This window comes from Curtobacterium sp. PhB115 (assembly GCF_003752025.1).
Lineage (GTDB): Bacteria > Actinomycetota > Actinomycetes > Actinomycetales > Microbacteriaceae > Curtobacterium.
The window spans coordinates 193,488-207,952 of sequence record NZ_RJKR01000009.1 but is presented as its reverse complement, the minus strand read 5'-3'; the positions used below and the strand labels follow the sequence as shown (position 1 = coordinate 207,952).

12 protein-coding genes are annotated in these 14,465 nt (G+C 72.0%); 9 read left to right on the top strand and 3 right to left on the bottom strand.

Translation table 11 applies throughout. The features are described 5' to 3' along the window. Positions 1-2 precede the first annotated feature (2 nt). The 4 genes from EDF19_RS13900 (at position 3) to EDF19_RS13885 (ending at position 4,442) form a co-directional block, all read left to right on the top strand. Positions 3-1,232 carry an ABC transporter ATP-binding protein gene (locus EDF19_RS13900; protein WP_123681465.1) on the top strand — a complete coding sequence of 410 codons (1,230 nt, stop codon included), beginning with the start codon at positions 3-5 and terminating at the stop codon, positions 1,230-1,232. Continuing rightward, positions 1,151-2,290 (top strand): glycosyltransferase family 2 protein, encoded by a 1,140-nt coding sequence (locus tag EDF19_RS13895; protein ID WP_123681464.1) that lies wholly within the window; start codon positions 1,151-1,153, stop codon positions 2,288-2,290. The genes EDF19_RS13900 and EDF19_RS13895 overlap by 82 nt, the downstream gene beginning before the upstream one ends. Positions 2,291-2,376: 86 nt before the next feature. Next, positions 2,377-3,591: a glycosyltransferase family 1 protein gene (locus EDF19_RS13890; protein ID WP_221180674.1), complete on the top strand. Its 1,215-nt coding sequence runs from the start codon at positions 2,377-2,379 to the stop codon at positions 3,589-3,591. Further along, positions 3,588-4,442 carry a glycosyltransferase family 2 protein gene (locus EDF19_RS13885; protein ID WP_123681462.1) on the top strand — a complete coding sequence of 285 codons (855 nt, stop codon included), beginning with the start codon at positions 3,588-3,590 and terminating at the stop codon, positions 4,440-4,442. Before EDF19_RS13890 ends, EDF19_RS13885 begins: the two co-directional genes overlap by 4 nt. A 403-nt stretch (positions 4,443-4,845) precedes the next feature. Here the strand turns inward: EDF19_RS13885 and EDF19_RS13880 are convergent, their stop codons facing one another. Genes EDF19_RS13880 through EDF19_RS13870 form a run of 3 tightly spaced genes read right to left on the bottom strand, consistent with a single transcriptional unit; the run spans position 4,846 to position 8,234 of the window. After that, the gene (locus EDF19_RS13880; protein WP_123681461.1) at positions 4,846-6,744 is read right to left on the bottom strand and encodes a glycosyltransferase; all 1,899 of its coding nucleotides are present in this window, start codon (positions 6,742-6,744) and stop codon (positions 4,846-4,848) included. 7 nt (positions 6,745-6,751) lie between these two features. Further along, positions 6,752-7,615 carry a glucose-1-phosphate thymidylyltransferase RfbA gene (gene rfbA / locus EDF19_RS13875; RefSeq protein ID WP_123681460.1) on the bottom strand — a complete coding sequence of 288 codons (864 nt, stop codon included), beginning with the start codon at positions 7,613-7,615 and terminating at the stop codon, positions 6,752-6,754. Between the two features lie 10 nt (positions 7,616-7,625). Continuing rightward, positions 7,626-8,234 carry a dTDP-4-dehydrorhamnose 3,5-epimerase family protein gene (locus EDF19_RS13870; RefSeq protein WP_123681459.1) on the bottom strand — a complete coding sequence of 203 codons (609 nt, stop codon included), beginning with the start codon at positions 8,232-8,234 and terminating at the stop codon, positions 7,626-7,628. Between the two features lie 87 nt (positions 8,235-8,321). On the opposite strand from EDF19_RS13870, the gene EDF19_RS13865 reads away from it, so the two are divergent. The 5 genes from EDF19_RS13865 to rfbD are packed head-to-tail and all read left to right on the top strand — an operon-like array spanning position 8,322 to position 14,462. Further along, a complete protein-coding gene (locus tag EDF19_RS13865) occupies positions 8,322-9,263 on the top strand; it encodes a glycosyltransferase family 2 protein (RefSeq protein ID WP_123681458.1) in 942 nt (313 codons plus the stop codon). Then, positions 9,253-10,818: a DUF2142 domain-containing protein gene (locus tag EDF19_RS13860; protein WP_123681457.1), complete on the top strand. Its 1,566-nt coding sequence runs from the start codon at positions 9,253-9,255 to the stop codon at positions 10,816-10,818. Before EDF19_RS13865 ends, EDF19_RS13860 begins: the two co-directional genes overlap by 11 nt. After that, a complete protein-coding gene (locus EDF19_RS13855) occupies positions 10,815-12,617 on the top strand; it encodes a glycosyltransferase family 39 protein (RefSeq protein WP_123681456.1) in 1,803 nt (600 codons plus the stop codon). The genes EDF19_RS13860 and EDF19_RS13855 overlap by 4 nt, the downstream gene beginning before the upstream one ends. Continuing rightward, complete coding sequence (rfbB, locus tag EDF19_RS13850) at positions 12,614-13,600, top strand: dTDP-glucose 4,6-dehydratase (protein ID WP_123681455.1); 987 nt, start codon at positions 12,614-12,616, stop codon at positions 13,598-13,600. Before EDF19_RS13855 ends, rfbB begins: the two co-directional genes overlap by 4 nt. Positions 13,601-13,610: 10 nt before the next feature. Beyond that, positions 13,611-14,462 (top strand): dTDP-4-dehydrorhamnose reductase, encoded by an 852-nt coding sequence (gene rfbD / locus EDF19_RS13845; RefSeq protein WP_123681454.1) that lies wholly within the window; start codon positions 13,611-13,613, stop codon positions 14,460-14,462. The last annotated feature ends 3 nt before the right edge of the window (positions 14,463-14,465 follow it).

Here is a 14,465-nt window from a genome sequence, read left to right as displayed (position 1 = left end):
CCATGGCCATCAGCACCCCCGTCGCCCCGACGACCGCAGCGGACGACACCGAGCGCCCCGACGTCATCGTCATCGACCACGTCCGGAAGCGCTTCACCGTCCGCAAGGACAACACGCTCCGCGAGCGCATCGTGACGCTCGGCCGCGCCGGCCGGAAGCACCGCCAGGACTTCTGGGCCCTCGACGACGTCACCGTCTCGATCCAGGCCGGTTCCACGGTCGGACTCATCGGTCAGAACGGTTCCGGCAAGTCCACCCTGCTCAAGGCCATCGGCGGGATCATCCAGCCGACGTCCGGCACGGTCGCCCGCCGTGGTCGTCTGGCTGCCCTGCTCGAGCTCGGCGCCGGCTTCCACCCCGACCTGTCCGGCCGCGAGAACGTCTACCTCAACGCGAGCCTGCTCGGCCTCAGCCGGAAGCAGACCGACGAGAAGTTCGACGACATCCTCGCGTTCTCCGGCATCGGCGACTTCATCGACACCCAGGTGAAGTTCTACTCATCGGGCATGTACGTGCGACTCGCCTTCGCCGTCGCCGTGCACACCGACCCCGACGTCCTGCTCGTCGACGAGGTCCTGGCCGTCGGCGACGAGGCCTTCCAGCGCAAGTGCCTCGACCGCATCCGCACCTTCCAAGAGGCGGGGAAGACGATCATCATCGTCACCCACTCCCTCAGCCAGGTGCAGGAGATGTGCGACCGCGTGGTCCTGCTCAACAAGGGCAAGGTCCTGCACGACGGCGACCCGGTGGCCGCGGTGAGCATGTTCCGCGAGGTCCTCGAGGAACGCCGGCTCGGCGAACTCAGCACCGACGTGGCCGTCGGCCGCGGCAAGGTCCTCGGCGCCAGCGTCCACGTCGACGGCAAGGCACCCCGCGCCGAGGTCATGCCCGGTGACGACCTCGTCGTGGACATGGAGTTCGAGCACCTCGACGGCATCTCCGACTGGGAGGCCGCGCTGCAGATCAACAACGCCTCCGGCCAGGTCGTCTACGGCACCACCACGGGCATCATGGGCCTCGAACTCAAGCCCCTGCACGGTCGCCGGAAGCTCCGCCTCCGCATCGCCGACACCGCGTTCGGCACCGGCAAGTACTTCATCAACGTGTCGATGATGGACTCCGCCGGACGCCACCTGCACGACATGCCGGAGTGCGACTCGTTCGAGGTCCCGGCGTTCGAGAACGCCGTCGGCACCGTCTACGCGCAGCCCTCGATCGAGGAGCTGGACTGAGCCCGACCGACGGCGACACCGGGGCCGCGACCAGCGAGGCCCCGCGCACCGCGGTCGTCGTCGTCAACTGGGAGCGCGCCGACCTGACGACCGCCGCCGTCCGGGCCGTGCTCGCCGAGGGCACCGCGGACGAGGTCGTCGTGGTCGACAACGGGTCCTCCGACGACTCCGTCGCGGTCCTCCGTCGTGCCCTGCCCGGCGCGACGGTCATCGCGCGTGAGCACAACGGCGGGTTCGCCGCCGGGGCGAACGCCGGCATCCGGCACGCGCACGCCGACGTCGTCGTCCTGCTCAACAACGACGCGGTCCCCGCGCCGGGCTTCGTCCGGGCGCTCCGCGACCACCTGACGCGAGCGGCGCCCGAGGTCGCGGCGGTGACGGGCCGCATCGTGCTCGCCGGACGCTGGACGGGCCTCCCGGCAGGTGTGGTCCCAGCACCCGACCAGCGCGTGCTGCGCGACCACGGCGGCCGCGCCTGGACGCCGTCGGCGGACGGCGAGGTCCGCCTCAACTCGACCGGCGTCCTCGTCGACCGCGACGGCAACGGCATGGACCGCGACTGGTTCGCGCCCGTCGACCGGGTCGCCGGCGTCGACGTGTTCGGGTTCTCCGGCGGCGCGTCCGCACTGCGTCGGAGCGCGCTCGACGACGTCGGGTTGCTCGACGAGTCGCTCTTCATGTACTACGAGGACACCGAGCTCGCCTGGCGCCTCCGCCGTCGCGGATGGCGGGTCGAACACGCGTCGGACGCCGTGGTCGAGCACGACCACTCCGCATCGTCCGGCGTGCAGAGCGACCTGTTCGTCTTCCGCAACGCCCGCAACCGGATGGTCGTCGCGCTCTGGCACGCGCCGTGGGGCACCGTCCTGCGGGCGAGCGCCCGGACCCTCTTCCGTGGCCTCCGTGGCCTGGGCGCCGGATCCACCCGCCGGGAGGCGCGGCTCGTCCTGGCAGCGTTCGGTGACGTCGCGCGGACCCTGCCGGTCCACCTCGCGCGCCGACGCCGCGAATCACAGCGCGCGTCCGTCCCGCGCCGTCGTGTGGACCCGGGCGCATGAGCGCAGCGGGCTATCCTGGTCACTCCCCCGCTCACACCCCCGCCGACGGTCCCGACCGCGGCGTCCCCGCTCGGAAGGACCCACGCGTGCCGCAGCTCACCGTCCTCGTCGACGGGACCGCGGTACCGGAGAACCTCGGTGGTGTCGGCCGCTACGTCGAGGGGGTCGTGTCGCACCTCACCGACCCGACGCTCGACGTCCACCTGGTCGTCCGCCCCGTGCACGCTGCACACTTCGCCGCCGTCGCGCCGCACGCGACCGTGCACACCGCGCCGCGCTGGACCGACTCCGTGCCGCTCCGGTTCCTGTGGGAGCAGACGGGGCTGCCCGCACTCGGCCGCCGACTCGGCGCACGGGTCCTGCACTCCCCGCACTACACGTTCCCCTTCGGCTGGCGCGGCGGGTCCGTCGTCACACTGCACGACGCCACGTTCTTCTCCAACCCGGAGTGGCACTCCCGCCTGAAGCGCACGTTCTTCACGTGGTGGAGCCGACGGTCCCTGCGCTCCCGGCCCGTCGTGATCGTGCCGAGCGCGGCCACCGCGACCGAGGCTGCCCGGGTCGTCAGCGGTATCCGGGCCGACGTCCGGGTCGCTCCGCTCGGTGTCGACCGCGCCGTGTTCCACGAGCCGAGCACCGCCGAGGTCGAGGACGCCCGCATCGCGGCCACGCTGCCCGAGGGTGCTCCGTGGATCGCGTTCCTCGGCACCATCGAACCGAGGAAGAACGTCACCGCGTTGCTCGACGCGTACGCCGCGGTGCGGGCCGCGCGTGCGGCTGCCGGGTCGGCCGCTGGGTCGGCCGCTGGGTCGGACGGCGGCTCGGAGACCCCGTGGCTCGTGCTGTCCGGGGCCCGCGGCTGGGACCAGTCGGCGATCGAGCGGCTCGACGCCCTGCAGCCGACCGACCACGTGATCGAGGCCGGCTACCTGCCCCTCGAGGACCTGTCCGGGTACCTCGGCGGTGCGGAGTTCGTCGTCTACCCGTCGCTCGGCGAGGGCTTCGGGCTGCCCGTGGTCGAGGCGATGGCCTCCGGCGCCTGCGTCCTGACCACCCGGCGGCTGTCGCTGCCCGAGGTCGGCGGCGACGCCGCGGTCTACTCCGAGCCGTCGGCTCCGGCGCTCACGGCCGCGATGACGGCACTGCTCGACGATCCGTCGCTCGTGGCCTCGCACCGTGCTGCGGCGCTGGCGCGTGCCGCGTCGTTCACCTGGCAGGCGACCGCGGCCGTGCACGTCGCCGCGTACTCCGACGTGGCCCGTGCCGGGGCCGGCGCAGGCACGTCCGGGGGCGCACGGTGATCCGCGTCGCGGTGCTCACGGTCACCTACAACACCGGCGAGACCATCCGGCCGTTCCTGGCGAGCGTCGCCGGAGCGTCGAAGGACCCCGTCGCCGTCGTCATCGCGGACAACGGCTCGTCGGACCTCGACCAGCTGCGGGCGATCGGTGAGTCCTACGGCGCCGTCGTGGTGTCCTCCGGCGGCAACCGTGGGTACGGCGGCGGGATCGACGCGGCGCTGAGCGCCCTCGACGACGTCCTGCCCGACGTCCGCCCGGAGTTCCTGCTCGTCACGAACCCCGACGTCGTGCTCGGCGAGGGGTCGATCGACGCCCTCGTCGCCGCGGCCGACCGCCTTCCGGACGGCGGCTCGTTCGGACCCCGGATCCTCGACGACCAGGGCGAGACCTACCCGTCCGCCCGACAGCTCCCCTCGCTCCGGACCGGCCTCGGCCACGCGGCGTTCTCCCGCTTCTGGCCGGCGAACCCGTGGAGCCAGCGGTACTGGTCCACGACGCAGGTCGTCGAGCGCGAGGCCGGCTGGCTCTCCGGCGCGTGCTTCCTCATCCGGACGTCGTTGTTCCGCGAACTCGGCGGGTTCGACGAGTCGTACTTCATGTACTTCGAGGACGTCGACCTCGGGCAGCGCGTCGGTCGGGCGGGTCGGGCGAACGTGTACGTGCCGACGTCGGTGGTCACGCACACCGGGGCGCACTCGACGTCGTCGAACCGGCGTCGCATGGAGATCGAGCACCACCGCAGCGCGTACCGCTTCCTGTCGCGGAAGTACCGGGCGTGGTGGCTCTGGCCGCTCCGCGTGGTGCTGCACGCCGGCCTGTCCGTCCGAGCCCGCTGGGTCACGCGCAAGTAGCCCGCGCCCGGGGGCGCCGGCGGCGCGAACGTGCGCCGCGCGGACGCCGCGGAGCGGCCGGGTCCCCGCTCGCGCGCCCCGGCACGGTCTCCGCGCCCCGACTCACCGGGGCGCAACGACCGTGACGGGGCGCAGTCCGGGATCGACCGGTTCCGCACAGCTCCCCGTGCGCGCGGACGCGCAGGCGACGCGCAGGCGACGCGCGCCGCGCGGACGCCGCGGAGCGGCCGAGTCCCCGCTCGCGCGCCCCGGTACGGTCTCCGCGCCCCGACTCACCGGGGCGCAACGACCGTGACGGGGCGCGGTCCGGGATCGACCGGTTCCGCACCACTCCCCACGCACGTGCGCGCAAGTGCGCAGCAGAAGCGCGCAGCGCAGGCGCCGCACCGGCGCCGCGCTCCCCCTACGGCCGCAGGCGGGCGCGCTCGGCGCGGGCTGCCTCGAGCAGCACCCGGGCACGGGCGTCGAAGGAGTGCTCGGCGGCGACGTGCTCGGCGACCGCGGCCCGCTCGGCAGCAGTCGGCCAGGCGTACGACGGGTCGAGGAGCGCGGCGAGCTCGTCACGTGACCGAGCGACCGCCAGGGTCGGGATGTCGAGCACCTCGGCCAGCCCCGCGACCTCGTCCGTCACGACGACTCCCCCGGACGCCAGCACGTCGAACACCCGGTTGGACACGAACCCGCCGGCCGCCATGTCCGCCCAGTGGTCGTTGAGGACCACGCGGGCAGAGGCGTAGGACCGCGCGACCTCGGCCCGGCTGAGCGACGGTGCGCCGAGCGCTGCGTCGGGGACGACTCCCCGCCACCCCGGTCCGTGTACCCGCAGGTCCGCCCCGAGTGCCACCGCGTCGGTCACGACCGGGCGAGCTGCGCCGCGCGTCGACCCGACGAACACCACGTGCCCGGCATCCGGAGCGCCCGGGTCGAGCGACGCGGGACGGAACACCGCCGGGTCCGTCGCCTGCAGCAGGGTGCGCACCGGCACCCCGGACCGGGCAGCGGCCGCGTCGGCCCACACCGGACCGGCGGCGAACGCCACGTCGAACGACCGCAGCTCGGTGTCGGTCACGTCGTCGGGGTGGCTGATCACCCAGAGCAGGTTCACCGACGCCGGGTTCGGCGGTACCCGGTCGAGTCCGCGGATCACGAGCGTCACGTCGTCGGCGGCGTCGTCGTCGTCCCGCACGTGGGCGTCACGGCGGTCGATGCTGACGTGCTGCCCGAGGCGCTCCAGGGCCCCGGCCAGTTCCGCCGCGAAGTGCACGTCCCCCCAGCCGTCGCCCTCGGCCCCGGCGGGAGCCGCGATCTTCAACGACCAGGTCAGGCCACGGTCTTCGTCGCGCGCCACGGCAGGGACCGGCGTCACGGGTCGCGCACCCCACGGCGGCAGCGGCGGACCAGCGGCCACCGCCGAGCCGGACGCGTCCGACGCTCGGTCACGCCAGGCGGTGAACGCGTCGACGGTCGCCGCGTCGACCGTGCGGCCCGCCTCGGCGGAACGCTCGACCGCCCAGGTCACGACCGGGTCGTTCCCGGTCCGGTCGGCGACCGCCCGGGTCCAGGCCGTCAGCGTCATGCGTTCGTCCGGGAGGCACGGTGCCGGTACCAGCGCCGCGCCCGGCATCGACAACACGGGTTGGTCCGCCGCGAAGACCGGCACGACGCCGATCCCCTCGGCGAGGCGGGTCTCCGAGACGGCGTCGGCGACGTCCGCCCGGGTCGCGAGCTGCGGTCGCTGCTGCTGCGCGCCGTCGTCGGTCCACGGCAGGGCTCCCGGCCGGAGCAGGCGGACCCCGTGCCGGACCCCTCCGTCAGACGTCCAGACCCGGGCCTGCGCCACGCGCTCCCGGCCGGCGGGCACGAGGACCTGGAGGTCCTGATCGGTGACCCCGACGGTCGAGTCGACCACCACCAGTACCCGCCCCACCCCGGCGGCGACCCCGGCGTTGATCGCGGAACCGATGCCGTCGACCGGGTCCTCCCGCACCCACGGCACGCCGCGCTGCTGGCGGTCGCGGGGTGAGGCGTCGGCGACGTAGCCGACCGCGCGGACGTCGACCTCGGGACCGAACGCGACCCGAGCCGCGACGACCATCGCCGGGAGTGCCGCGTACCGGTCCGAACGGCTGACGAGCAGCACCGTCACCGCTCGGTCGAGGAGCGGCAGGGGGTCCGGCAACCCGGCCACCCGCTCGGCCGAGCCGTCCGTGTCGGACGCGTGTCGGGCCTCCAGGCCGGGGTGGCCGGAGGCCGTCGCATCGCGACGACGGCGACGGCCGAACCAGCCAGGACCGGACGCCACGGTGCGTCTAGACGCCGAGGAGTCGCTGGAGGTAGACGCCGTACCCGCCCTTGACGAGCGGTGCGGCGAGCTCGGCGAGCTGCGCGTCGTCGATCCAGCCGTTCCGCCAGGCGATCTCCTCGATGCAGCCGATCTTGAAGCCCTGGCGGTCCTCGATGACCTTCACGTACTCGGAGGCCTGCATCATCGACTCGAACGTGCCGGTGTCGAGCCACGCGGTGCCACGGTCGAGGACCTGGACGCCGAGTTCGCCAGCCTCGAGGTAGCGCTCGTTGACCGTCGAGATCTCGAGCTCGCCACGGGCGCTCGGCTCGATCGTCTTCGCGATCTCGATGACCTTGTTGTCGTAGAAGTACAGGCCGGGGACGGCGTAGTTCGACTTCGGCTCTGCCGGCTTCTCCTCGATGGAGACCGCGGTGAAGTCGTCGTCGAACTCCACGACGCCGTAGGCCTTCGGGTCGGCCACGTGGTAGGCGAAGATCGTGGCGCCCTGCACGTCGGTGTTCTTCCGCAGGTTCGTGCCGAGGCCGGTGCCGTGGAAGATGTTGTCGCCGAGGACGAGCGCGACGCTGTCGTCGCCGATGAAGTCCTCGCCGATGACGAAGGCCTGCGCGAGGCCGTCCGGGGAGGGCTGCACGGCGTACTGGATCTCCATGCCGAAGGCCGAGCCGTCGCCGAGCAGGGCCTTGAACTGCTCGTTGTACTCCGGCGTCGTGATCACGAGGACCTCGCGGATGCCGGCCATCATGAGCGTCGACAGCGGGTAGTAGACCATCGGCTTGTCGTAGATCGGCATGAGCTGCTTGCTGATGCCCTTGGTGATCGGCCAGAGGCGCGTGCCGGATCCACCGGCGAGGATGATGCCCTTCATCGGACCGTCCTTACTTCTTCGTGCGGAGGGACTCGGTGTACGCGACGCACTCCTCGTACGTCGGCAGCAGCCCTGCGGCGGCGGCTTCCTCGAGCGTCGGCGCGGTCGTGTCCTTCTCGGAGAGCACCGGCTCTCCGATGCCGTCCGGCAGCTCGAGCCCCACGGTCGGGTCGAGGATGGTGATCCCCTTCTCACGCTCGGGGTCGTAGTGGGCGCTGACGAGGTAGTTCACGGTCGACTGGTCCTCGAGCGCGACGATCGCGTGGCCGAGGCCCTCGGACAGGTAGACGGCCTTGCGGTCGACGTCGTCGATCCGGACCGAGTCCCACTGCCCGAACGTCGGCGACCCGACGCGGATGTCGACGATGTAGTCGATGAACGCCCCGCGGACGGCGGTGACGTACTTCGCCTGGCTCGGGGCGACGAGGGCGTAGTGGATGCCCCGCGCGACGCCGGCCGACGAGATCGACATGTTCACCTGGCGGAGGTCCAGCGGGTGCCCGACCGTCTCTTCGAGGACGTCGGCGCGGTACGCCTCGAGGAATGCTCCTCGTGCGTCGCCGTGCTGGACGGGCGTGAACTCCCACGCGCCGGGGATCTTCAGTTCGCGGATCTGCACCGGGGAAGCCTAGCAAGGCGCGAGTTCGCATAGGCTGTCATGGTTCTGCGCATCGCCGACCCCCGAAACCAGAGACAAAGCGAGCCCGTGAAGCTATTCGTCCAGATCCCCTGCCTCAACGAGGAGAACACCCTCGCCAGCGTCATCGACTCGATCCCGCGAGAGATCGACGGCATCGACGAGATCGAGATCCTGGTGATCAACGACGGCAGCACCGACCGCACGGTCGAGGTCGCCAAGGAGCACGGCGTCAAGCACTTCGTGCACCACACCACGAACATGGGGCTCGCCCGGTCGTTCCGCGACGGCGTCGACTACGCCCTGCTGCACGGTGCCGACATCGTCGTCAACACCGACGGTGACAACCAGTACCCGCAGGCACAGATCGCCGAGCTCGTCCAGCCGATCCTCCGGAAGGAAGCCGAGATCGTCATCGGCGACCGGCAGACGCGCACGATCGAGCACTTCTCCGGCTTCAAGAAGCTCATGCAGCGCTTCGGTTCCTGGGTCGCCAGCCGCGCCGCCGGCCTCGACCTGCCCGACGCCGCGAGCGGGTTCCGCGCGTACTCGAAGTACTCGCTGATCCGGCTGAACATCGTGACGCGCTTCAGCTACTGCATGGAGACCATCGTGCAGGCCGGCTACAAGCGCCTGGCGATCGCGTCGGTGCCGATCACCACGAACCCGAAGACCCGCGAGTCCCGGCTCTTCAACAACATCTTCCAGCACATGTTCGAGTCCGGCTCGGCGATCGCCCGCGTCTACCTCATGTACCGACCGATGGCACTGTTCGCCTGGGTCAGCGTGGTCCTCGGTGCGCTCGGGCTCTGGCCCCTGGTCCGCTACCTGGTCCTGCTGGCCATGGACACCGGCGGCAACCACCTGCAGTCGATCATCCTCGGCGTGGTCCTCCTGATCACGGCGCTCCTCTCCATCGTGATCGGCGTCGTCGCCGACCTCACCCGCCTCAACCGCACGCTGGCCGAGGAGCAGCTCGACCTGCAGAAACTGCAGCGGTATGGCGACTGAGACGGCACCGGCCGTCTCGCGCACAGGAGTGGTCCGGCCGCGCGTCGGCCGGGCCGAGCGCATCGTCGTCATCGCCCTGACGATCGCGTTCGCGGCGGTGCTCGCGGTCTGGGCCGTGGTCACGACCACGTACAAGGCCCCGGACGAGCCGACGCACGTCGACGCCGTCGTGCACCTGGCGATCGGTGACGCGTGGGCCGCACCCGGCCAGTTGCACTACCTGAACGCCACCAACGCGTCGCTGGCCGCCAACCTCAGTGAGCCCGCCGCGGACCACCTGACCTGGGGCGAACTGCTCCGGAAGCACCCCGGGCTCGCCCCGACGAGCATCGACCAGATGTCGCAGCACCCGCCGACCTACTACGCACTGGCCGCGGGTGTGCTCCACCTGGTGCACTTCGAGGACCTCCGCTGGGACCACGCCGTGCTGGTCCTGCGGCTCTTCGACGCCCTCCTGGTGCTGCCGCTGCCGTTCCTGGCGTGGGCCACGGTGCGACGGCTGACGGGGTCGCCACGTGCTGCCCTGATCGGTGGGGCCGTCATCGTCGGCGTGCCCGAGGTCGCATCGATCGGGGCGTCGGTCACGAACGACGCGCTCATGCTGCCCCTCGCCGCGACGCTGGTGTACCTGGTCGTCCGGCTGCTCACCGGCGACCTGCGCGTCCGCACGACGCTCTGGATCGGCCTCGTGCTCGGCGTGATGCTCCTGGTCAAGGGCACGGCCCTGCCCGCGATCCCGTTCGTGGGCATCGCGGTGATGACGGCCGGGTTCGCCCGTGCCACCCTGTGGCGGAACGTGCTCAGGACCCTGTGGACGCTCGGCCTCGCCGCCGTCGTGGGCGGCTGGTGGTGGCTCCGGAACATCCTCGTGTACCACGAGATCCAGCCCGACGGCCTGGCCGCGTACGCCCGACCGCCGAAGCCGTTCCCCGAGGGGACCTCGGCGAACCCGGAGGTCTTCCTCCGTGACTACTGGAACGGCGTCACCCGCACGTTCTGGGGCAGCGTCGGCGGGCTGACGCAGTTCCAGATCGCGCAGGTCCTCATCGACGGACTGACGGTGGTCTGCCTCGCCGGGATCGTCATCTGGGCGTTCCGTCGCGGGCCGTCGCTCCGACCGGCCATCGTGTTGGCGTCGTTCCCCGTCATCCTCATCGCGTTGCACATGCAGAGCGGCTGGGGCGGGTACGTGCGGAACACCATCGTCGCCGGCACCCAGGGCCGCTACTACTACCCGACGCTCGTCGCCCTCATCGCGCTGAGCGCACTGGCCTGGCGCCGGGTCACCGTGACGGCGGCCGGGGCGACCCGGTTGGCGATCGGCATCTCGATCGCGGCGATGGCGATGGGGCTCTACGGCGTCGTGTACGCGCTCCGGGCCTTCGGGCAGGACGCGGCGTTCTGGATCGACGACGCCATGGTGACGCGGTTCGACCGGGTCGGACTGCTGTCGGCCGGCGCGAACTTCACCCTCGCAGCGATCGCCGCGGTCGCGCTGATCGGCACCGCGGTGCTGCTGGTGCGCTTCATGCGCCGGACGGAGGTCGCCGCGTGACCCGGCCACTCGCGGGCCGGGCACCCGCCGCCCGCCCCCGCGTCGGCCGGGCCGAACGGCTGCTGCTCGGTACGACCACCGTCGCCTGGCTCTTCCTCCTGCTCACCTTCGCCCTCGTCACCCCGGCCTTCGGCGCGCCGGACGAACCGGCCCACGTCGACGCTGCCTTCCGCCTCGCGCTCGGCCTCGGCTGGCCCCACGCCGGCGACATGCACTACCTCGCCGCGATCCGGCAGATCGTCGAGCACCCGGTGCCCGCCGTCGACCGCACCACCGTGGACGCCCTGCTCGCCGCGGTCCCGGGCGACTCCCCCGCGATCGACCCGATGTCGCAGAACCCGCCGACCTACTGGCTCGTGGCCGCCGGGATCCTCCGCCTGATCCGGTTCGGCGCGCACGACTGGGCGACCTCGATCCTCGTCCTCCGCGTGTTCGACGTCCTGCTCGTCACCGCACTGCCGGTGCTCGTCTGGGCGACCGTCCGCCGCGTCACGCGGTCCCCGAAGACCGCGCTCGTCGCCCCGCTCCTGCTCTTCGCCGTGCCGCAGCTCGCCCAGGTCGCCTCCGGCGTGACCGTGTGGGCCCCGGTGATCCTGCTCGGCGCGGTGCTCGTGTGGGCGTCCACCCGGGTGCTCACCGGCGACCGGTCCTGGTGGACCACGGTGTTCCTGGCCGTCGCGGTGACCGGGCTCGCCGCCCTGAACGCGGTCGGGCTGCTCGCGGTGCCGTTCGCCGTGCTGGTCCTGCTGCTGCCCGGACGCGGAAGACACCGGACCGTCGGCACCGACGCCACCGACGGAACCGACGGAACCGACAGCACCGACAGCACCGACGGCACCGGTGGCACCGTCGGCACCGCTCGACCGCGGGGGCAGCGGCTCCTGCACGCCGGCGTCGTGGTCGTCGCCGCCGCCGCGGTCTCCGGCTGGTGGTGGGTCCGCACCCTCCTGGTGAGCGGGACCCTCGTGCCCGATGCTCTGCGTGCCGTCACCACCGTGCAGCCCTACCCGGCGGGCGGAGCGAACCCGGGAGCCTTCGCCGGTCGACAGTGGGACGGGCTCACCGCCTCGTTCTTCGGCGACTTCGGCGCGGACCAGTGGCCGCTGCCGCCGACGGTCATCGACGCCCTCGCGATCGTCGCGCTCGTGGTCATCGGCTGGTCTTACGCCCGCCGCACGCAGGCCCGCCGTGTCAGCACCGTCGTGCTGGTCTGGCCGGCGCTCGTGCTCGCCGCGACGCTCGCGTACAACTGGCGGAACTACCTCGGCACCCACCAGGGCAACGGGCTGCAGGGCCGGTTCCTGTTCGTGGCGGTCGTGGCCCTCGTGCTCGCGCAGGCCGTCGCCTGGCACGCGCTCATCGTCCGCCCGGAGCTGCGGCGTCGCCTGGCCAGGGTCGCCGCCGTCGTCTCGTTCGCGATCGCGACGTACGGCGTCGGGCTGACCTACCGGGGCGCGTGGGAGAGCAGCCAGTTCCGCGTCACCTACGGCGGGATCTCCGCGATGGCCGGCGGGGCGTTGACGGGGCCCTACCCGATCGCGCTCGCCCTCGGAGTCTTCGTCCTCGCCGCGGTCACCACCGTCGTGCTGCTGTGGCGCGCGACGGACACGACGACAACGACGACAAAGACGACCACGACGACAACGACGACAACGAACCCGGCCCCGACCCCGGCGCCGACCGCGACCACCACCACCACGGCCACCGCCACGGCCGCCCACCCCGGCGCCCACCCCGACGACGGCCCGCTAGAATCGCCGCCGACCCACGAACCGACCGTCAGGAAAGAGACCTCGTGAAGATCCTCGTCACCGGAGGGGCCGGCTTCATCGGCTCGAACTTCGTCCGCCGCACCCTGGAGGACGCGTACCCCGGCCTCGAGGGCGCAGAGGTCGTCGTCTACGACGCGCTGACGTACTCGGGCAACGAGGCGAACCTCGCCCCCGTCGCCGACTCCCCCCGCTACACCTTCGTGCACGGCGACATCCGCGACGCCGCGAAGCTCGACGAGGTCGTCCCGACCGTCGACGCGATCGTGCACTTCGCCGCCGAGTCCCACGTCGACCGTTCGGTCCGCGACTCCGGCATCTTCGTCGAGACGAACGTCGTCGGCACCCAGCGCCTGCTCGACGCCGCGCTCCGCCACGGCACCGAGCGCTTCGTGCACGTCTCCACCGACGAGGTCTACGGCTCCATCAGCGAGGGCTCGTGGGACGAGGAGCGACCGCTCGAGCCGAACTCGCCGTACTCGGCGTCGAAGGCCGGCAGCGACCTGCTCGCCCGCAGCTACCACCGCACGCACGGGCTGAACCTCTCGATCACGCGCTGCTCGAACAACTACGGGCCGTACCACTTCCCCGAGAAGGTCATCCCGCTCTTCGTCACGAACCTGATCGACGACGTGCACGTCCCGCTGTACGGCGAGGGCAACAACATCCGCGACTGGCTGCACGTCGACGACCACACCCGCGGCATCGCGATGGTGCTGACCCGTGGCCGCGCCGGCGAGATCTACAACATCGGCGGCGGCACCGAGCTCACCAACAAGGAGCTCACGCAGCTGCTCCTCGACGCCACCGGCAAGGACTGGTCGTACGTCGACCGCGTCGCCGACCGGCTGGGACACGACCTGCGCTACTCGGTCGACATCTCGAAGATCCGGGCCGAGCTCGGCTACGAGCCGCAGGTCCCGTTCGAGCAGGGCCTGGCCGACGTCGTGCAGTGGTACCGCGACAACCGTTCGTGGTGGGAGCCGCTCAAGCAGCGCGCGGCCCTGAGCTGAGCGGTCGACCGTGACCAAGTACCTGATCACCGGCGCCGCCGGCATGCTCGGCCGTGACCTGCAGGCCGCACTCGCCGGTCGTGACGTCACCGCGCTCTCCCGCGCCGAACTCGACATCACCGACCCGGCCGCGGTGGACGCCGCCGTCGCCGGGCACGACGTCGTCATCAACTCCGCCGCGTACACGAAGGTCGACGACGCGGAAGGCCACGAGGACGACGCCTTCGCCGTGAACGCGACCGGCCCGAAGCTCCTGGCCGAGGCCGCTGTCCGCCACGGTGCGAAGCTCGTCACCGTGTCGACGGACTACGTCTTCGACGGCAACGGCACCGCCCCGTACGCCGAGGACGCCCCGACCGACCCGATCAACGCCTACGGCCGCACGAAGGCCGCAGGCGAGGCGTTCGTGCGCGAGATCGCACCGGACTCGTCGTACGTCGTCCGCACCGCCTGGATCTACGGCGCGCACGGCCCGAACTTCGCCGCGACGATGCTCCGGCTGGCCGGTTCGCACGACACCGTCAGCGTCGTCACCGACCAGGTCGGCCAGCCGACGTGGACCGGGGACCTCGCCGCACGGATCGTCGAGCTCGTCGACGGCGACGCCCCCGCGGGCGTCTACCACGGCACCAACGCCGGGCAGGGGTCGTGGTTCGACTTCACCCGCGCCATCTACACCGAGCTCGGGCTCGACCCCGAGCGGGTGCTGCCCACGGACAGCGCCGCGTTCGTCCGCCCGGCGCCGCGCCCGGCGTACAGCGTCCTCGGTCACGACGGCTGGTCGCGTGCCGGACTCGCGCCGATGCGCGACTGGCGCGACGCGCTGCGCGCCGCCGTGGCTGCTGGCGCGTTGACCGCGTAGGCA